Source organism: Pseudonocardia adelaidensis, from assembly GCF_039543345.1.
GTDB classification, from domain to species: domain Bacteria; phylum Actinomycetota; class Actinomycetes; order Mycobacteriales; family Pseudonocardiaceae; genus Pseudonocardia; species Pseudonocardia adelaidensis.
In genome coordinates, this window is the sequence record NZ_BAABJO010000046.1 from 28,367 (window position 1) to 46,401 (window position 18,035).

Consider the following 18,035-nt stretch of genomic DNA (forward strand, 5'->3'; position numbering starts at 1 on the left):
GCTCGCGCCCGCGATCGTCGACCAGATCGCAGGTGTCGTCACCACCTTGCGCGACGCGGGGGTGGCGGTGCTGATCGTCGAGCAGGACCTGCACCTGGCGTTCGCCGTGGCCGGGGAGATCGCGGTGATGGAGAAGGGCGTGCTCGTGCACCGGGTGCCGACGCCGGAGTTCCGCCGGGACCCGGACACGGCGTACCGCCTGCTCGGCGTGGCGTGAGCACCGCGCCCGCCGACGCGGCCGTGATGCAGCCGATGGCCACCCGGTGCCGCGCGTCCAGCAGTTCGGCCAGCAGCACGACACCCGCCAGCGCGCCGACCACCGGTTCCAGGCTCTGCAGCACGCCCACCGTGCGCGGCGGCAGCCGGCGCAGTGCAGCGAGGTCGAGCGAGTAGGGGAGCACCGCCGACAGGACGGCGACCGCGAGCCCCACGGCCAGCACGGGCGGCCGCAGCAGGTCGGTGCCCGATGCCCTGATCCCGAACGGGAGCGAGACGACGGCCGCCCACGTCACGGCGAGGGCGAGGGTGCCGGGGTCGGCGCTCCCCGCGCGCCGGCTGAGCAGGAGGTACCCGCCCATCGCGATGCCCGACGCGAGCGCGAGCAGCACGCCGTGCACCGGCAGCGGCCCGCCGCCGTCGTTGATCAGGAACACCCCCGCGGCGGCGAGGAGCGCCCACGCCGCGTCCAGGGGGCGGCGGGACCCGGCCAGTGCGACCGTGAGCGGACCGATGAGCTGCAGCGACGTCGCCACGCCGAGCGGGAGGTGCCGCAGCGCGGGGTAGACGAGGTTCATCCCCGCGATCGCGGTGCCGAAGGCGACGACGAGGCCGAGCGCGCGGGCGTCGGCGGGCGGGCGCGGGCGCAGGACGGCGAGCAGGACGAGCGCCGCGAGCCCGAGCCGCAGCGTGACGACGCCGGCCGGCTCCAGCAGGTCGAACGCCCGCTTCCCGACGGCCTGCCCGACCTGGACGCTCACCACGCTGGCGAGGCAGAGGAGCGGGGCGCGGGACATGCACCCACCTTCCGGCGGAGATTCGTGAACGTCCAGCTACGATTTCCTGCTGCATTTCTTGTAGAATCGCCTGAATGATCGACCTGCGCCGGCTGCACGTCCTGCGGATGCTCGACGAGCACGGCACCGTCACGGCGGCCGCGGCGGCACTGCACCTCACCCCGTCCGCGGTGTCGCAGCAGATCCGGCTGCTCGGCCGGGACGTCGGCGTCGAGCTCCTGGAGCGGGTGGGCCGCGGGGTGCGGCTCACCCCGGCCGCGCGGAGCCTGCTCGGCCACGCCGACCGGCTCTACGCCGAGTGGGAACGCGTGCTCGCCGAGGCGGCCGGCGCGCCCGCGGGCGGGGTGCTGCGGCTCTGCGGTTTCCCGACGGCGCTCGCCGCGCTGCTCGCGCCCGCCGCCGCCGAGCTGCGCGACGCGGGGGTGGCCGTCGAGGTCACCGAAGCCGGCAACGCCGAGTGCTTCGCGCTGCTGCTGGCCGGGGACGCGGACATCGCCGTCGTGCTGCCCGCGCCCGACGCACCCCCGCGCGACGACCCGCGGTTCGACCAGCAGCCGCTGCTGCACGACCCGTTCGACCTCGTGGTGCCCGCAGGCCACCCGCTCGCGTCCGCCGCCGGGGTCGATCTCGCCGCGGCCGCCGACGAGGTCTGGATCGGCGCCGACGGCTGCGACGACTCCGCGATCGTCATGGCGGCCTGCAGCGCCGCGGGCTTCACACCGCGGATCGCCCACGGTGCGAAGGAGTGGAACGCGGTCGTCGCGCTCGTCTCGCACGGGTTCGGGGTGTGCCTGATGCCGCGGCTCGCGCCGATCCCCGCGCACCACCGCGTCGTGCGGATCCCGCTCGCCGGGGCCCCCTCCCGAGCGGTCCTGACGTGCGTGCGCCGGGGAAGCAGGGGCCGGCCCGCGATCGTGCGGGGACTGGGCGCTCTCGCCGCGGTGGCGGCGCAGTCACCGCTGCCGCTGGTCGACGGCGAGCACGACGAGGCGGTGCCGCACCGGCACACCTACCGCAGCTGATCCCGGTCCGGCGTGCACACCGTCGCGGTACCGCGCACACCTCCCGCGATGTGCACGGCCGCCGCGGGATGTGCACGCGCCGCCGGGGCTACCCCGTCGTCAGCACCGTGCGGATCGTCACGGCGTCGCGCAGCAGGACCGTGACCGGGGTGCTGTCGACCACCGCCGCGAGCTGCTCCCGCAGATCGGTGCCCACCTCGCCGTCCACCGTGACGCGCCGGTCGAGCATCGGCGGCACGCTCGGGTGCACGCCCACGTGCACCGTGACGGCGCCGGGGTCGACGTGCCAGCGCTGCAGGAACGTGCGCACGGACATGGCCGTGCACGCCGAGAGGGACGCGGCGAGCAGGCCGAACGGCGTCGCCCCCGGCGGCTCGGCCGCGGTGCCGTCCGGCACCGCGCAGCTCAGCTCGAACCCGTTGACGACCAGGTCGGCGGAGTCGCTCTCCGGGGTCGGCAGGCGCGCGACGGACCAGACGTTCGGCTCTCCCACCGGATCAGCCTATGACCCGGACCTCGCTCGCACACCAACAGTGGTGCCGGCACGCCAACTGCAGTTGGGGTGTGGGCGCCGGTGTTGGTGTGCGACGGCCGGGCGGCGCGGGCGGGCCCCGGTCGGCGGTTGATCGAACGTGTGTGCGATCCTCGTCGTGGTCGTCCGGCTCCCCGGGGCGGCCGCTCGCCGGGCCGACGCACCGGTTCTGTCGGTGGCCGCGCCTAGCATGGATTTCGGGGCCGCTCTCGGCCCTGGCACCCGCATCTCAGGAGGCTTCACCACCGTGGCCGACCGTCTGGTAGTACGCGGCGCCCGCGAGCACAACCTGCGCGGCGTCGACCTCGACCTGCCGCGCGACAGCCTCGTGGTGTTCACCGGCCTGTCCGGGTCGGGCAAGTCCAGCCTCGCGTTCGACACGATCTTCGCGGAGGGCCAGCGCCGGTACGTCGAGTCGCTGTCGGCGTACGCGCGGCAGTTCCTCGGGCAGATGGACAAGCCCGACGTCGACTTCATCGAGGGCCTGTCGCCCGCCGTGTCGATCGACCAGAAGTCCACCAACCGCAACCCGCGGTCGACGGTCGGCACCATCACCGAGGTCTACGACTACCTGCGCCTGCTCTACGCGCGCGCGGGCGTGCCGCACTGCCCGGTGTGCGGGCACGTCATCGAGAAGCAGACGCCGCAGCAGATCGTCGACCAGGTGCTCGCCATGGAGGAGGGCAGCCGGTTCCAGGTGCTGGCGCCGGTGGTGCGCACCCGCAAGGGCGAGTTCGTCGACCTGTTCTCCAACCTGCAGTCGCAGGGCTACTCGCGCGTGATGGTCGACGGCACGATCCACCAGCTCACCGACCCGCCGAAGCTCAAGAAGCAGGAGAAGCACGACATCTCCGTCGTGGTCGACCGGCTCACCGTCAAGGAGTCGGCAAAGCAGCGGCTCACCGACTCGGTGGAGACGGCGCTGCGGCTGGCCGACGGGCTGGTCGTGCTCGACTTCGTCGACCTCGACGACGACCACCCGCACCGCGAGGTCCGCTTCTCCGAGCGGATGGCCTGCCCCAACGGCCACCCGCTCTCGCTCGACGACCTCGAGCCGCGCACGTTCTCCTTCAACTCGCCGTACGGCGCGTGCCCCGAGTGCACCGGCATCGGGATCAAGAAGGAGGTCGACCCGGAGCTCGTGGTGCCAGACCCGGAGCGGTCCCTCGCGGAGGGGGCGATCGCGCCGTGGTCGGGCGGGCAGTCCGCGGAGTACTTCGGGCGCCTCCTCGAAGGGCTGGCCGGCGCGGTCGGCTTCCGGATGGACACGCCGTGGCGCAAGCTGGGCGCGGCGGCACAGAAGGCGGTGCTGCACGGCACCCAGGACCAGGTGCACGTCCGCTACCGCAACCGGTACGGCCGCGAGCGCTCGTACTACGCCAATTTCGAGGGCGTCGTCCCGTTCCTGGAGCGGCGGCTCGACCAGACCGACTCCGAGTACGCGCGGGAGAAGTACGAGGGGTACATGCGCGACGTGCCCTGCCCGGCGTGCAAGGGGGCGCGGCTCAAGCCCGAGGTGCTGGCCGTCACGCTGGCCCACCGCACCCAGGGCGACCGGTCCATCGCCGAGGTCACCGCGATGTCGGTGGGCGAGTGCTCCGAGTTCCTCGACGGGATGCAGCTCGACGCGCGGCAGACCGCGATCGCGGGGCGGGTGCTCAAGGAGGTGCAGGCGCGGCTGGGTTTCCTGCTCGACGTCGGGCTCGACTACCTCTCGCTCGACCGCGCCGCGGGCACCCTGTCCGGCGGCGAGGCCCAGCGCATCCGGCTGGCCACGCAGATCGGCTCCGGCCTCGTCGGCGTGCTCTACGTCCTCGACGAGCCGTCGATCGGGCTCCACCAGCGCGACAACCGGCGGCTGATCGAGACCCTCTCCCGGCTGCGCGCACTCGGCAACACGCTCATCGTCGTCGAGCACGACGAGGACACCATCCGGCACGCCGACTGGATCGTCGACATCGGCCCGGGGGCGGGGGAGCACGGCGGTCAGATCGTCCACAGCGGCACGGTCGCGGAGCTGGAGGCGCACGACACGTCGCTCACCGGCGCCTACCTGTCCGGCCGCCGCTCGATCCCGGTGCCCGACATCCGCCGCCCGCGCGACCGGAAGCGGCAGCTGACGATCGTCGGAGCGCGCGAGCACAACCTGCGCGGCATCGACGTCGACATCCCGCTCGGCTGCCTGGTGTCGATCACCGGGGTGTCCGGCTCCGGCAAGTCCACGCTGATCAACGACATCCTCGCCACCGTGCTCGCCAACAAGCTCAACGGCGCGCGCCAGGTGCCGGGGCGCCACACCCGGATCACCGGGCTCGACGGGCTCGACAAGCTCGTGCGCGTCGACCAGTCGCCGATCGGGCGCACCCCGCGGTCCAACCCCGCCACCTACACGGGTGTGTGGGACCAGGTCCGCAAGCTCTTCGCCGCCACCACCGAGGCGAAGGTCCGCGGCTACCAGCCGGGCCGGTTCTCGTTCAACGTCAAGGGCGGGCGCTGCGAGGCCTGCTCGGGCGACGGCACCATCAAGATCGAGATGAACTTCCTGCCCGACGTGTACGTGCCGTGCGAGGTCTGCAAGGGCGCCCGGTACAACCGCGAGACGCTGGAAGTGCACTACAAGGGCAAGACGGTCGCCGACGTCCTCGACATGCCCATCGAGGAGGCGGCCGAGTTCTTCGCACCGATCAACTCGATCGCCCGCTACCTGCGCACCCTCAACGACGTCGGGCTCGGGTACGTCCGGCTCGGGCAGCCGGCGCCCACCCTGTCCGGCGGCGAGGCGCAGCGCGTCAAGCTCGCCTCGGAGCTGCAGAAGCGGTCCAACGGCCGCACGATCTACATCCTCGACGAGCCCACCACGGGCCTGCACTTCGAGGACATCCGCAAGCTCCTCGACGTCATCAACGGGCTGGTCGACAAGGGCAACTCGGTGGTCGTGATCGAGCACAACCTCGACGTGATCAAGACGTCCGACTGGATCATCGACATGGGCCCGGAGGGCGGCTCCGGCGGTGGCACGGTGATCGCGCAGGGCACCCCGGAGCAGGTGGCCGCCGACCCGGGGAGCTACACGGGCCAGTTCCTGAAGGGCCTGGTCACGCCGGAGGAGGCGCCGGCACCGAAGGCAGGCCGTCGGAAGCGCGCGGCGGCCGCGAGCTGATCGCACGAACGGCAGTTTCGTCCGATGGAGCTGGACGAGGGCGCCGTTCGTCCGCATCTCGCAGCGATCATGCCCGAGGCACCCCGCCGTGTGCATGATCAGATCGACGCCACGGGTGTCCGAGACCCGTGGCGTCGACCTGATCATGCTTGGGCGCGCCGTTCCCGACACCGCGCGGATCGCAGAGCGCCCACACCGTCGGTGGTTCTCCCACCCAGCCACCCGCCACACCGCAGCGCGCGACGCGCCCGCTCGCGTCCCGATGGAGGGCCCGAGCAGCCCGGTGCCGTGCATCTCCGACCGACCGAGGCGAGGGCACCCGAAAATCGCGGCAACCCCACCAACTCGCGCCCCGCAGGCGACCGGCACCGAACTGTGCACAGCACGGGCACGATGTCGAAGTGTGCTCGGCCGTCGATCGACAGGTTCGGACGAAAGTGCCGTTCGTGCCGACCTGAGGTGTGCCGTCGGGGATTACTGCAGGGCGCCTTCCCGGGTGTCGCGCTCCACCCACGTCATGTCGGTGTAGCGGTCGCCCGCGGGTCGCAGCGTGTCGAGCCGGGCGAGGTCGGCCGGCGTGAGCGTGACGGTGAGCGCGCCCGCGTTCTCCTCCAGGTACCGGACGCGCTTGGTTCCGGGGATCGGGGCGACGTCATCGCCCTGCGCGAGCAGCCAGGCGAGCGCGACCTGCCCCGGTGTGGCGTCGTGGGCCGCGGCGATCTCCCGGACGGCCCCGACCGTCTCGAGGTTGCGCTCGAGGTTCTCCTGCTGGAACCGCGGCAGGGTGCGGCGGAAGTCGTCGTCGGCGAACTCGGCGGGCAGGGTGCCGGTCAGGAGGCCCCGCCCCAGCGGGCTGTACGGCACCAGGCCGATGCCGAGCTCCCGGCACGTCGGCAGGACGGCTCGCTCGATGTCGCGGCTGAACACCGACCACTCCGACTGCAGGGCGGCGATCGGGTGGACGGCCGCGGCCCGGCGGATCGTCTCCGCGGAGCTCTCGGAGAGCCCGATGTGCCGCACCTTCCCGGCCGCGACGAGCTCGGCCATCGCGCCGACGGTCTCCTCGATCGGCACCTCGGGGTCGGGCCGGTGCAGGTAGTACAGGTCGATGTGGTCCACGCCGAGCCGGCGCAGCGACGCGACGCAGGCGCGGCGCGCGTACGCCGGGCTCCCGTCGACGCCGCTCGGGTAGCCGTCCTCGCCGGTCAGGATGCCGAACTTGGTGGCGAGCGTGACCTCGTCCCGCCGGTCGGCGAGCACGGTGGCGAGCAGCTCCTCGTTGGCCCCGCCGCCGTACATGTCGGCGGTGTCGAGGAAGGTGACGCCGAGGTCGATGGCCCGGTGCAGGGTTGCGGTCGCCTCGCCGCGGTCGGCCGAGCCGTACGCGAAGCTCATGCCCATGCAGCCGAGACCGAGCGCGCTCACGGAGAGGGGGCCGAGGGCACGGGTGGGTAGGGACACAGGTGTCTCCTGAGGTGAGGGGTGATGAGGGCGACGAGCGGGGGCTACGGCTGGGCGTGCCCGCCGTAGGCGGCGATCTTGAACTCGATCGTCTCCAGGGCGAACGTGAGCTCCTGGATCTGCGCTCGCACCGCATCGCGGTGCGCGAGCATCATCTGCAGCCGCTCCGGCACGCTGGCCTCGCCCTCGGCGACGAGGGCGATGTAGCCCTGCAGATCGCGGATCGACATCCCCGTCATCCGTAGCCGGTTGAGGAACACCACGCGGGCGTAGTCGCCTGCGGTGTACACCCGGTATCCGGCGGCGTCGCGGGCGACCGACAGCAGCCCGATCCGCTCGTAGTACCGCAACGTGTGGGCGGACACCCCGGTGCGCTCGGCCATCTCGGCGATGGTCAGCGTGGCGTCCGGGGCGGGTACCGCGGCGTCCTGCCTCTTCAGGCGATCCAGCGCGGCGTCCACCGATGCGGTCATGCCGATGACGCTAGGCCTTCGAGCGCGCTCGAAGGCAAGCCGCTACCAGGAGACGGGGAGGTGGTGCACGCCATAGATGTTGGAGTGGGTGCGCAGCGGTACGTCTGCCGGCTCGCAGTCGAGCCGCAGCGCCGGGAACCGGGTGAGCAGCGCGGGGAAGGCCACCCGCATCTCCACGCGCGCCAGTTGCTGGCCGAGGCACTGGTGGATGCCGTGGCCCAGCGTCAGGTGGCCGGTGGCGCGCCGGCGCAGGTCGAGCACGTCGGGGTCCGGGTACCGGACGGGGTCGCGGTTGGCGGCCTGCATCGAGATCGTGACGGTCTCGCCCGCCCGGATCAGCTGTCCCTCCACCTCGACGTCCTCGAGCGCGGCCCTGATGTTGGTGTGGGTGATCGTCAGATAGCGCAGCAGCTCCTCGACCGCGCCGTCGACGATGCCGCGGTCCGAGCGGAGCACGGCGAGCTGGTCGGGGTGGCGCAGCAGCGCGAACGTGCCGAGGCCGAGCATGTTCGCCGTGGTGTCGAGGCCCGCCCCGAGCAGGAAGGCGCCGGTGCCGGCGAGCTCGTCGTCGGTCAGGGCGCTGCTCGGGATGCTGCTGAGGATGTCGTCGCCGGGGTGACTGCGCTTGGTCCGCACGAGGCCGAGCAGGTACGTGTGGAGCGCCTCCATGGCCGCGCCCCTCGCCGCGGCCGCGCTGCTCAGGTCGGTCAGCGTGTACACGTGGCGCTGGAACGTGTCGCGGTCGGCGTAGGGCACGCCGAGCAGCTCGCAGATCACCAGCGCCGGGATCGGCGACGCGAACGCCGTCACGAGGTCCACCGGCGGGCCCTGCCGCTGCATGCCGTCGAGCCGGGCCGCGGTGATCTCCTCCACCCGCTCCGAGAGCGCCCGCATCCGGCGCACGGTGAAGTAGCCGACGAGCAGGCGCCGCAGGCGCGTGTGGTGCGGCGGGTCGATCCCCGTGAGGTCGCCGACCGGGGCAGGCGGCAGCTCGGCCGGAGCACCCTCGATCGGCATCGGCAGGTGCATGAGCTCGTAGCGGCTGCTGAAGCGGCGGTCCGCGAGGATCGCGCGCCCGGCCTGGTAGCCGGTGGCCAGCCAGCCGTCGTGGCCGTCGGGATAGGTCATCCGAACGAGGGGATACCGCTCGCGGATGGCGGCGAGCTCGGCGGGTGGGTCGAACGGCCGGTCCGGGTGGCGTGCGGTCGGGAGGGTGGTGACGCGCGGGGCGAGGGTCTCGGTCATGGCGGTGCTCCGTCCAGCGGTGGTTCAGAGGCGGTTGTAGCGGCGGATCGCCCACACGTAGGAGCCGATCCCGATCCCCGCGCTCCAGCCGAGAGCGGCGGCGACGTGGCCACCGGCCGGGGCGCCCATCAGCAGGCCGCGCACGGCCTCGATGACCGGCGTGAACGGCTGGTACTCGGCGAACCAGCGCAGCGCGGCCGGCATGGAGTCGGTGGGCACGAACCCGCTGCCGAGGAACGGCAGCAGCATGAGCGGCATGGGCGTGTTGCTCGCGGTCTCGACGCTGCCCGCGCTCATGCCGAGCGCGACGCCGAGCCAGATCAGCGCGAACGAGAAGACGGCGATCGTCCCGAGGGCGGCCAGCCAGCCGACGGCGCTCGCGGCCGGGCGGAAGCCGACCAGCACCGCGACGCAGGCCACGACGCCGACCGAGAGCATCGTCTGCACCATGCTGCCCAGCACGTGCCCGGTCAGGACGGACGGCCGGAAGATCGCCATGGTGCGGAAGCGGGCGACGATGCCCTCCGTCATGTCCATCGCCACCGAGACGGAGGTGCCGCTGACGGCGGTGCCCACGGTCATCAGCAGGATCCCGGGGGCGACGTAGGTGGCGTAGTCGCCGCGTCCACCGCCGAGCCCGGCCCCCAGCGTGCCGCCGAGGACGTAGACGAACAGCAGCAGGAAGATCACCGGCATCCCGACGAGCATCAACGTCATCGAGGGGTAGCGCTGCAGGTGCCGGAGCTGCCGGCGCAGCATCGTGGAGCAGTCGCGCAGCGCGAGGGTGGTGGTCGTCGCAGTGGTCATCGGGAGTTCGCCTCCACCGGGGCCGGTCGCCCGGTGAGGGCGAGGAACACGTCGTCGAGGTCGGGGGTGTGCACGCTCAGCCGGTCGGCCTTGACCTCGAGGCGGTCCAGCTGGTCGAGCAGGTCGCGGATCTCGTACGCGGTGCCGCCGCCCGCCACCTGCAGCGCCAGCGCGGCGTCGTCCCGGACGGCGCCGGTGAGCACCCGCGCGGCCGCGTCGTAGCCGACGGCGTCGGAGAAGGTCAGCCGGACGTGACCGCCCGGCACGAGGCTCTTGAGCTCGTCCGCGGTGCCCTCCGCGACGATCCGGCCGTGGTCGAGCACCGCGATGCGGTCGGCCAGCTGGTCGGCCTCCTCCAGGTACTGCGTGGTGAGCAGCACCGTGACGCCGGTCGCCGCGAGCTCGCGGATCATGTCCCAGAGCCCGCGCCTGCTGCGCGGGTCGAGCCCCGTGCTCGGCTCGTCGAGGAAGAGCACCCGCGGGCGGCCGACGAGACCCATGGCCAGGTCGAGGCGCCTGCGCATGCCGCCGGAGTAGGTGGCCGCGGGCTTGTGGGCGGCGTCGACGAGGTCGAAGCGCTCGAGCAGGTGCTGGGCCCGGCGCCGGCCCTCGGAGCGGGGCAGGTGGAGCAGGTCGGCCATCAGGACGAGGTTCTCCTCGCCGGTGAGCAGGCCGTCGACGGCGGAGAACTGGCCGGTGACGCCGATCGCGGCGCGCACCCCGTCGGGATCGGTGGCCGGATCGCGGCCCGCGACGCGCACGCTCCCGCCGTCCGCGGGGACCAGCGTCGAGAGGATGGTGACGATGGTGGTCTTGCCGGCGCCGTTCGGCCCGAGCAGGGCGAAGATCGAGCCGGCCGGGATGTCGAGGTCGAGGCCGTCGAGCACGATCTTCTCGCCGTAGGCCTTGCGCAGGCCACGCACGCTGATCGCGGGTGGGACGGGCATGTCGGGGCTCCTCATCGGGCGGTGCGGGTCTCGGGGCGCCGGATGACGATGTCGCCGAGGGAGGTGCGGGCGCGGACGCCGGCGATCTCGTCCGAGCCGGCCGGGCCATCGGCCGCGTCGAGGGCGTTGCGCACGCGGCCGAGGCGCGAGTGGACGTCGAGCCGCGCCGCCGTGCCGGGGCGGATGCCGACCTCGATGCGGCCGTTCGCGGTTTCGAGGGAGATGTCGCCGCGCACGACCTCGTCGACGCGGATGTCGCCGTTGGAGGTGGTGGCCTTGACGTCGGCCAGCGCGGTGTCGATCGAGATGCCGCCGTTGGCGGACCTGCAGGTGAGGCCGCCTCCCACGATGCCGACCTGCGTGGCGCCGTTCAGGTTCTTGATCGTGGTGGTGCCGGCGGTCTCGTCGATCCGCACCGCGCCCGCGGAGCTGATCTCGGCGGCTCCGCCGATCCGGCCGACGGTCACCCGCCCGTGCGTCGACAGCGTCGCGGGACCGGTCCGGTCGAAGGTGAGGTCACCGATCGAGGTCGTGAAGCGGCAGGCGCCGAGCTCGCCGGCGGCGTGCACCTCGGCGATCGACGCCTCGCCGCGCACCTCCGAGCCGGCCGGCAACTCGATCTCGATCTCGAGTGCGCCGCCCGTGCGGAACGGGCTGAGGCTGCGCCACGAGCGGTGCGCGCGGATCTCCAGGCGGCCGTCGGCGAAGTCGACGCGGGTGCGCTCGGCGAGCTGGACGTCCTCGGAGTTGGACGGGTCGCGCGGGCCGATCGTGACGACGGTGTCGGCGCGCTCGCCCGCCCGCAGCCGGAGATCGGCGATGACCAGGTCGAGCGTGACCGTGATGGGTTCGGGGGTGGCGAATGTGGGCATGGCGAAGCCCTCCCTTGTCAGGAGTGGTGGGTCGGGAGTTGATGTAGGAGTGCGGGCTAGCGGACCCAGCCGGTGAGGCTCTGGCCCCCGCGTGGCGTTCGGCGCGGGGGTGGGGCGGTGCCGCGGTCGTCGGGCCTGAGCGCTGCCGTGGCGGCGCGGACCAGCCACGCGTTCACCGAGAGGCGCTCGCGGCCCGCGGCCTCCTCGACCCGGGCTTTGAGGGTGTCGGGCAGCCGGAGGTTGATGCGCGTCATCGCACCCTCGTCGAGATCGGGTGGTGCGACGCCGCCGGCACCACCCCCCGTCGTGCCGGCGGCGTCGTGGTCGGGTGCGTCGTGGTCGGTGGTGGTGACGTCGTGCGGGGCCGGGGTGACGGCGAAACCCGGCTCCCGGCCGCGCAGCCGCATCTCGACGGAGCCGGGGGCGAGCTCCCGGGTGATCTCGTCGGCGGCCTCGGACAGGGCCTCCAGCAGCACCAACCGCACGGCGGACTCCAGCGGAGCGGTGAGCCGTTCGGCGAGCGCCCGCGCGTCCTCACCGCCGGCGGCAGCGGCGATCCCGAGCTCGTAGCGCAGCCGCTCCACGTGGGGTGTCAGGTCCATGGGTGCCACAGTGGCACCACGATGATGCCAAGTCAAGGAGCGTTTGGTGCCATCCGTGGTGCCGAGGCACACTTGGCCCGTGTTGATCGGGCTGCTGGGCGCCGTTGCCGTGGTGCACGACGCGCGGCGGGACGGCGCGTCCGTCCCGCTCGGTGGCCTGCGCGTGCGCGGGCTGCTGGCCCGGCTCGCGCTCGACGCGGGCCACGCCGTGCCGGTGGCGGCGCTCGTCGACGCACTGTGGGGGGACGCCCCGCCCGGTAGCGCCACCAACGCGCTGCAGGCGCTGGTGTCCCGGCTGCGCCGCGCCCTCGGGCCGGAGCTCGTCGCCACCGTCGCCGGGGGGTACCGCCTCGAGGTGCCGCCCGACGCCGTGGACGCGGCGCGGTTCGGGGATCTGGTGGCCGCCGCGCGCGGGGCGGGCGACCCACGTGCCGGCCACGCGCTGCTCGGGCAGGCGCTCGGGCTGTGGCGTGGACCCGCGCTGGCCGACGTGCGGGAGCTGCCGTTCGCCGAACCCGCGGCGCACCGGCTGGCCGAGCGCCGGGCGGCCGCCGTCGAGGAACGGGCCAGGCTCGCGCTGCTGCTCGGCGAGCCGTCCCCGGAGATCGACGCGCTCACCGCCCAGCTGGACGCCGCGCCGCTGCGGGAGACCACCGCCGCGCTGCTGGCCCGCGTGCTGCACGCCGCGGGCCGCCAGGCCGACGCGCTCGCGGCGCTGGACCGCACCCGGCACCGCCTCGTCGAGGAGCTGGGCGTCGACCCGGGCGCGGAGCTCGAGGAGGCCCGGCTCGCCGTGCTGCGCGGCGCCGCGGCGCCCGCGCGGCGCCCGGGGCCGGGCCCGGTCCCGGCGCTCACCAGCTTCGTCGGGCGCGATCGCGACGTGGACCGGGTCCGCGAGCTACTCGCCAGCGTCCGGCTCGTCACGCTCATCGGGCCCGGGGGCGCGGGCAAGACCCGGCTGGCCAGGGAAGCGGTCGCGGGCGGCGTGGACGAGGCCCGCGTGGCCGAGCTCGCCGCGCTGACCGACGCCCACCAGCTCCCGGCCGCGGTGCTCGCCGCCGTCGGCGAGCCCGAGCTGCTGGTCCGCTCCGGCGACGGGGCCGAACCGGACACGACGGCCCGGCTCGTCGGGGCGCTGGCCGGCCGCCGGGTCGTGCTGGTGCTGGACAACTGCGAGCACCTCGTCGACGCGGTCGCCACCCTCGCCGAGTCGTTGCTGCACGCCTGTCCGGGCCTGCGGGTGCTGGCGACGAGCCGGGAGCCGCTCGGCGTGGCGGGCGAGGTGCTGCACCCCGTCGACGCGCTCACACCGGCGGACGCCACGCACCTGTTCGCCGACCGCGCCGCCGCCGTGCGCCCCGGGTTCGCCCTCACCCCGGACGTCGCACCCGCCGTCGACGAGATCTGCCGCAGGCTCGACGGCCAGCCGCTCCCGATCGAGCTGGCGGCCGCGCGACTGCGCACGCTGTCCCCTGCCGAGATCGCCGCGCGCCTCGACGACCGGTTCCGGCTGCTCACGTCGGGCGCCCGCACGGCCCTGCCGCGGCACCAGACCCTACGGGCCGTGGTCGACTGGAGCTGGGACCTGCTCGGCGAGGCCGAACGGGCGGTCGCGCGGCGGCTCGCGGCCTTCGCCGGTGGGGCCACAGCCGCGGCCGCGGAGCGGGTCTGCGCGGGGCCGCCCGTCTCCGGGGACGTGTTCGAGCTGCTCGCGTCGCTGGTCGACAAGTCGATCGTGGTCGCCGTCCCGCAGCCGGACGGCGCGCCGACCCGCTACCGGATGCTGGAGACGATCCGCGAGTACGCCGCCGAGCGCCTCGACGAGGCGGGGGAGCGGGACGCCGCCGAGGCGGCGCACCTCGCGGTGCTGCTGGAGCTCGTCGAGGCCGCCGAGCCGCACCTGCGCCGCGCCGACCAGCTGCCGTGGCTCGCCCGGTTGCGGGCCGAGGCCGAGGAGATCGACGTCGCGCTGCACCGGGCGCTCGCCGCGGGGGATGCGGCGAGCGCGCACCGGATCGTGGCGGCCATGGTGTGGTCGTGGGTCATCCGCGGGCTGTTCGACGACGCGGACCGGTGGCTCGACCTCGTCGCTGCCATGGACGGCCCGGCACCGGCCCGGGCCCGCGCGTTGAACCACGCGCACATGGCCCTCCTGCGCGCCGCCCGGCGGGACTTCGCGCGGGTGCGGGTCGAGATCGACAGCGCGCTCGGCCTGTGCCGGGAGCTGCCGCGGCCGCTGCCTCCGCTGCTCGAGCTGGCCGGTCCGGCCTTCGCGCTGTTCGGCGGGGGCGGCAGCGACGACGTCCGGCGCCTCGCGGCCGAGTCCCACGACCGGTGGGTGCGCGGGTTCGCCCACCAGTTGCTCGCGATGGTGGCGGAGAACGAGGGCGAGGTCGACCGGGAGCGGCTCCTGCTGCGGGTGGCGCACGAGGAGTTCCGGGCCGTCGGCGACCGGTTCGGGCTGGGGATCGTCGTCCACTCGTTGGGCGAGCTGGAGGACGTCGCGGGCCACCACGACGCGGCGGAGGCCGCGTACGACGAGTCCATCGCACTCGCCACGGAGCTGGGCAACGACGACGACCTGCCGCAGTTCCTGGGCAACCGCGCGTTGCTCGCCGCGCGCCGGGGCGACCTCGACGCGGCCCGTGCCCGGCTCCACGAGGCGCTCGCCCGGTACGCGCCCGGGGTGGACGGTGCGTTGCGCATCTCGCTCGCCCACGTCGAGCGGATGGCGGGGAACCTCGACGAGGCCCGGCGCCACCTCGCGGACGTCGACACGGCCGAACGGAAGGGACGCCCGCACCGGATGGCGGCGTGCGCCACCGCGGGGGCCGCGGTCGAGCTGGCGGCGGGCGACCGGGCGGCCGCCCGTGCGCGGCTCGCGATCGCGGCCGAGGCGGCGGCGGACTCCGTCGACGGGCCCGTCGTCGCGGCGGTCGCCGAGGTCGCCGCGGCGCTCGCGCTGGACGAGGGCGACCCGGGGACCGCGGGCCTGCTGCTGGGCGTCGCCGCGATGCAGCGCGGGGCCACCGACGTCGGCAACCCCGAGGTGCTCGCCGCGCACGACCGCGTCCGGGCCGCCATGGGTGCGGGCGCGGACGAGGCCGTGCGGCGGGGCCGGGAACTGCCCCGCGACGAGGGCCTCGCCGCACTGGTCGCGTACGTGGGAGACGCGGCCGGTCAGGTCCGGCGCTGGTAGAGGGTCACCGCGAGCGGCGCGAAGATCGCGATGATCACGGCGGAGGCCAGCAGCGCCGCCGTCGCGTGCCCGGCCACCGGGCCGCCCGTGAACAGCCCGCGCACGGCGTCGGACAGCTTCGACACGGGGTTGAGCTCCACGAACCAGCGCAGCCACGACGGCATCGTCTCGGCGGGGACGAACACGTTGCTGCCGAAGGTGATGGGAAGCATGATCAGCGCGCTGAGGCCCTGCACGGAGCGGGGCTGGCGCACCACCATCGCCAGTGCGGTGAACACCCAGCACAGGCCGAACGCGAACACGGTCACCAGGCCGAGGCCGGCGAGCACGGCCAGGGGGTTGGTGCCGAAGCGGAACCCGAGGAGCACGCCCAGCCCGAGCATGATGAGCCCGGACGTCAGGTACCGGACGAGATCGGCCCCGATCGCGCCCAGCAACGGCGCCGAGCGGGCGATCGGGAGGCTGCGGAACCGGTCGAAGATGCCCGTGCTGAGGTCGTCGGCGAGTGCCACGCCGGTGCCGGCGGACGCGAACACGAACGTCTGCACGAGGACCCCGGGCAGGGCGAAGTTCAGGTACGTCGCGGTGTCGCCGGAGATCGCGCCGCCGAAGACGTAGACGAACAGCAGCAGGAAGATCACCGGCTGCAGGGTGACGTCGAGCAGCGCCTCCGGCGAGTGGATCGTCTTGACGATGCCGCGCCGGGCGAGGGTGGCGCCGTGGCGCAGCGCCGACGGCACGCGGGGCGCGGCCGGTGCCGGGGGCGGGGTCGTCACTGCGTTCCGGCGTGCGGCCTCGGTCGTGGTGGTCATGCGGCCTCCGGTTCGGAGTCGGTGTCCGGGTCGTTCTCCGCGGCGTGCCCGGTGATGGTCAGGAAGACGTCGTCGAGGCTCGGTAGCCGCAGGCCCAGCTCCGCGACCGGGATCCAGCTCTCGTCGAGCCGTGCCCCGAGCCGGTGCAGCAGCCCGGTGTCGGCGGAGGGCAGGACCAGCTCGCCCGCCGCGTCCACGACCGGCTCGAGGTCCGGTGCCTGCTCGGCGACCAGCGCGGCGACGCGGGGGAGGTCCTCGCGGTACAGCGGGCGGACGTGCAGGCGCTGGCCCCCGACCTCGGCCTTCAGCGTGGCCGGGGTGCCGGCGGCGATCACGCGGCCGCGGTCGAGCACGACGAGGTCGTCGGCGAGCTGGTCGGCCTCCTCCAGGTACTGGGTGGTGAGCAGCACCGTGACGCCGTCGGCGACGAGCGCGCGGACCGCGTCCCACACCTCGCCGCGGTGCCGCGGGTCGAGCCCGGTGGTCGGCTCGTCGAGGAACAGCACCTCGGGGCGGCCGACGAGGCTGACCGCGAGGTCGAGCCGGCGGCGCATGCCGCCCGAGTAGGTGCGCACGAGCCGGCCCGCGGCCTCGGTGAGGCCGAACCGGCCGACCAGCTCGGCGGCCCTGGCCTTGGCCGCGCGGCGCGGCAGGTCGAGCAGGCGGCCGACGAGCACGAGGTTGTCGGTGCCGGACAGCGCGTCGTCGACGGCCGCGTACTGGCCGGTGAGGCCGATCAGGGAGCGGACGGCCGGTGCGTCGTGCACCACGTCGCGCCCGAGGATGCGCGCGCGCCCGGCGTCGGGGCGCAGGAGGGTGGTCAGCACCCGCACCGACGTCGTCTTGCCGGAGCCGTTCGGGCCGAGCAGGCCGAGCACGGTGCCGCGGCGGGCGGAGAAGTCGACGCCGGCGAGCGCGGTCGTGTCCGCGAAGCGCTTCACCAGGCCCTCGGCCTGGATGACTGGTTGCATGTCGACGAGACTGCGGGACGGCGCTGACAACCCGGCGACATTCCGCTGACAGAGCCGGGTGGACGCGGGGCGGCCCGGCACTGGTACCCTCCGGAATGCGACCACCCTGTCGCGCGTTGTTGGGCGTGTCAGGGCGACAAGCGGAGCCCCGCTCCCACCCGCCATCTCGAAGGTGTCCGGGTCCGGTCCGCCGGTGAGCCACAGGCTCCGCCGGCGTATCACGGGTCTTCGTTTTTCGTCGCGCACAGCGCTGTACCAACTGCAGTGACGTCGATACGAGGAGACCCCATCAGCACAGAGACGCGCATCAACGACCGCATCCGCGTTCCCGAGGTCCGCCTGGTCGGGCCGAACGGGGAGCAGGTCGGCATCGTGCGCATCGAGGACGCCCTGCGGCTCGCGCAGGAGGCCGAGCTCGACCTCGTCGAGGTCGCCGCCCAGGCCCGCCCGCCGGTCTGCAAGCTCATGGACTACGGGAAGTTCAAGTACGAGAGCGCGCAGAAGGCCAGGGAGTCCCGCCGCAACCAGCAGCTCACCACGATCAAGGAGCAGAAGCTCCGGCCGAAGATCGACACCCATGACTACGAGACCAAGAAGCGCAACGTCGTGCGCTTCCTCGAGGGTGGCAACAAGGTCAAGGTCACGATCATGTTCCGCGGCCGCGAGCAGTCCCGCCCCGAGCTGGGCTTCCGGCTGCTCCAGCGTCTTGCAGAGGACGTGGCGGAGCTGGGCACGGTCGAGGCCGCGCCCAAGCAGGACGGGCGGAACATGACGATGGTGATCGCTCCGAACAAGAAGCCGGCAGCTCGCCCGCGCGCCACGGCCCCCGCAGCGGGGCCGGCGGACGCGCCGCAGGGCTGACGGCTCCACGGATCGCCCGGTACGACAAGCTCGACGCCCCTGCCCCCGGGGGCGTCAA

15 protein-coding genes are annotated in these 18,035 nt (G+C 73.8%); 4 read left to right on the top strand and 11 right to left on the bottom strand.

What is annotated here, in order from left to right:
- Window positions 1-38 precede the first annotated feature (38 nt).
- Window positions 39-1,013: an EamA family transporter gene (locus tag ABEA81_RS38540; protein ID WP_345612399.1), complete on the bottom strand. Its 975-nt coding sequence runs from the start codon at window positions 1,011-1,013 to the stop codon at window positions 39-41.
- A gap of 74 nt (window positions 1,014-1,087) precedes the next feature.
- On the opposite strand from ABEA81_RS38540, the gene ABEA81_RS38545 reads away from it, so the two are divergent.
- A complete protein-coding gene (locus ABEA81_RS38545; protein WP_345612400.1) occupies window positions 1,088-2,035 on the top strand; it encodes a LysR family transcriptional regulator in 948 nt (315 codons plus the stop codon).
- 88 nt (window positions 2,036-2,123) lie between these two features.
- Here the strand turns inward: ABEA81_RS38545 and ABEA81_RS38550 are convergent, their stop codons facing one another.
- The gene (locus ABEA81_RS38550) at window positions 2,124-2,528 is read right to left on the bottom strand and encodes an OsmC family protein (RefSeq protein WP_345612402.1); all 405 of its coding nucleotides are present in this window, start codon (window positions 2,526-2,528) and stop codon (window positions 2,124-2,126) included.
- A 286-nt stretch (window positions 2,529-2,814) separates the two neighbouring features.
- On the opposite strand from ABEA81_RS38550, the gene uvrA reads away from it, so the two are divergent.
- Window positions 2,815-5,727, top strand: coding sequence for an excinuclease ABC subunit UvrA (gene uvrA, locus ABEA81_RS38555; protein WP_345612404.1), 2,913 nt, complete (start codon window positions 2,815-2,817; stop codon window positions 5,725-5,727).
- Between the two features lie 474 nt (window positions 5,728-6,201).
- Here uvrA and ABEA81_RS38560 read toward each other — a convergent pair whose 3' ends face one another.
- The 7 genes from ABEA81_RS38560 to ABEA81_RS38590 all read right to left on the bottom strand — a co-directional run bounded on the left by ABEA81_RS38560 (window position 6,202) and on the right by ABEA81_RS38590 (window position 12,134).
- Window positions 6,202-7,128, bottom strand: coding sequence for an aldo/keto reductase (locus tag ABEA81_RS38560; RefSeq protein ID WP_345612464.1), 927 nt, complete (start codon window positions 7,126-7,128; stop codon window positions 6,202-6,204).
- Between the two features lie 104 nt (window positions 7,129-7,232).
- A complete protein-coding gene (locus tag ABEA81_RS38565) occupies window positions 7,233-7,661 on the bottom strand; it encodes a MerR family transcriptional regulator (RefSeq protein ID WP_345612405.1) in 429 nt (142 codons plus the stop codon).
- A gap of 42 nt (window positions 7,662-7,703) precedes the next feature.
- Window positions 7,704-8,906 carry a cytochrome P450 gene (locus tag ABEA81_RS38570; protein ID WP_345612407.1) on the bottom strand — a complete coding sequence of 401 codons (1,203 nt, stop codon included), beginning with the start codon at window positions 8,904-8,906 and terminating at the stop codon, window positions 7,704-7,706.
- Between the two features lie 24 nt (window positions 8,907-8,930).
- Window positions 8,931-9,713, bottom strand: a complete 783-nt coding sequence (locus ABEA81_RS38575; protein WP_345612409.1) for an ABC transporter permease — start codon at window positions 9,711-9,713, stop codon at window positions 8,931-8,933.
- Complete coding sequence (locus ABEA81_RS38580; protein WP_345612411.1) at window positions 9,710-10,660, bottom strand: ATP-binding cassette domain-containing protein; 951 nt, start codon at window positions 10,658-10,660, stop codon at window positions 9,710-9,712. The genes ABEA81_RS38575 and ABEA81_RS38580 overlap by 4 nt, the downstream gene beginning before the upstream one ends.
- 11 nt (window positions 10,661-10,671) lie before the next feature.
- Window positions 10,672-11,532: a DUF4097 family beta strand repeat-containing protein gene (locus ABEA81_RS38585; protein ID WP_345612413.1), complete on the bottom strand. Its 861-nt coding sequence runs from the start codon at window positions 11,530-11,532 to the stop codon at window positions 10,672-10,674.
- A gap of 56 nt (window positions 11,533-11,588) precedes the next feature.
- Window positions 11,589-12,134: a hypothetical protein gene (locus ABEA81_RS38590; RefSeq protein ID WP_345612415.1), complete on the bottom strand. Its 546-nt coding sequence runs from the start codon at window positions 12,132-12,134 to the stop codon at window positions 11,589-11,591.
- A 79-nt stretch (window positions 12,135-12,213) separates the two neighbouring features.
- On the opposite strand from ABEA81_RS38590, the gene ABEA81_RS38595 reads away from it, so the two are divergent.
- Window positions 12,214-15,333, top strand: a complete 3,120-nt coding sequence (locus ABEA81_RS38595; RefSeq protein ID WP_345612417.1) for a BTAD domain-containing putative transcriptional regulator — start codon at window positions 12,214-12,216, stop codon at window positions 15,331-15,333.
- Here ABEA81_RS38595 and ABEA81_RS38600 read toward each other — a convergent pair.
- Window positions 15,315-16,145 (bottom strand): ABC transporter permease, encoded by an 831-nt coding sequence (locus ABEA81_RS38600; RefSeq protein ID WP_345612418.1) that lies wholly within the window; start codon window positions 16,143-16,145, stop codon window positions 15,315-15,317. The two genes, ABEA81_RS38595 and ABEA81_RS38600, sit on opposite strands and share 19 nt — an antisense overlap.
- Window positions 16,142-17,116: an ATP-binding cassette domain-containing protein gene (locus tag ABEA81_RS38605; RefSeq protein WP_345612419.1), complete on the bottom strand. Its 975-nt coding sequence runs from the start codon at window positions 17,114-17,116 to the stop codon at window positions 16,142-16,144. Before ABEA81_RS38605 ends, ABEA81_RS38600 begins: the two co-directional genes overlap by 4 nt.
- Window positions 17,117-17,380: 264 nt before the next feature.
- Between ABEA81_RS38605 and infC the strand changes: the two genes are divergently transcribed.
- Window positions 17,381-17,977 (top strand): translation initiation factor IF-3, encoded by a 597-nt coding sequence (gene infC, locus ABEA81_RS38610; protein WP_345612421.1) that lies wholly within the window; start codon window positions 17,381-17,383, stop codon window positions 17,975-17,977.
- The last annotated feature ends 58 nt before the right edge of the window (window positions 17,978-18,035 follow it).

What these genes read in the sequence shown, in the direction of transcription:
- ABEA81_RS38605 (WP_345612419.1), bottom strand. Translation starts at nt 17,116, where the DNA reads ATGCAACCAGTCATCCAGGCCGAGGGCCTGGTGAAGCGCTTCGCGGAC.
- ABEA81_RS38600 (WP_345612418.1), bottom strand. Translation starts at nt 16,145, where the DNA reads ATGACCACCACGACCGAGGCCGCACGCCGGAACGCAGTGACGACCCCG.
- ABEA81_RS38570 (WP_345612407.1), bottom strand. Translation starts at nt 8,906, where the DNA reads ATGACCGAGACCCTCGCCCCGCGCGTCACCACCCTCCCGACCGCACGC.
- ABEA81_RS38580 (WP_345612411.1), bottom strand. Translation starts at nt 10,660, where the DNA reads ATGCCCGTCCCACCCGCGATCAGCGTGCGTGGCCTGCGCAAGGCCTAC.
- ABEA81_RS38540 (WP_345612399.1), bottom strand. Translation starts at nt 1,013, where the DNA reads ATGTCCCGCGCCCCGCTCCTCTGCCTCGCCAGCGTGGTGAGCGTCCAG.
- ABEA81_RS38565 (WP_345612405.1), bottom strand. Translation starts at nt 7,661, where the DNA reads ATGACCGCATCGGTGGACGCCGCGCTGGATCGCCTGAAGAGGCAGGAC.
- ABEA81_RS38585 (WP_345612413.1), bottom strand. Translation starts at nt 11,532, where the DNA reads ATGCCCACATTCGCCACCCCCGAACCCATCACGGTCACGCTCGACCTG.
- ABEA81_RS38590 (WP_345612415.1), bottom strand. Translation starts at nt 12,134, where the DNA reads ATGGACCTGACACCCCACGTGGAGCGGCTGCGCTACGAGCTCGGGATC.
- ABEA81_RS38545 (WP_345612400.1), top strand. Translation starts at nt 1,088, where the DNA reads ATGATCGACCTGCGCCGGCTGCACGTCCTGCGGATGCTCGACGAGCAC.
- ABEA81_RS38560 (WP_345612464.1), bottom strand. Translation starts at nt 7,128, where the DNA reads ATGGGCATGAGCTTCGCGTACGGCTCGGCCGACCGCGGCGAGGCGACC.
- ABEA81_RS38575 (WP_345612409.1), bottom strand. Translation starts at nt 9,713, where the DNA reads ATGACCACTGCGACGACCACCACCCTCGCGCTGCGCGACTGCTCCACG.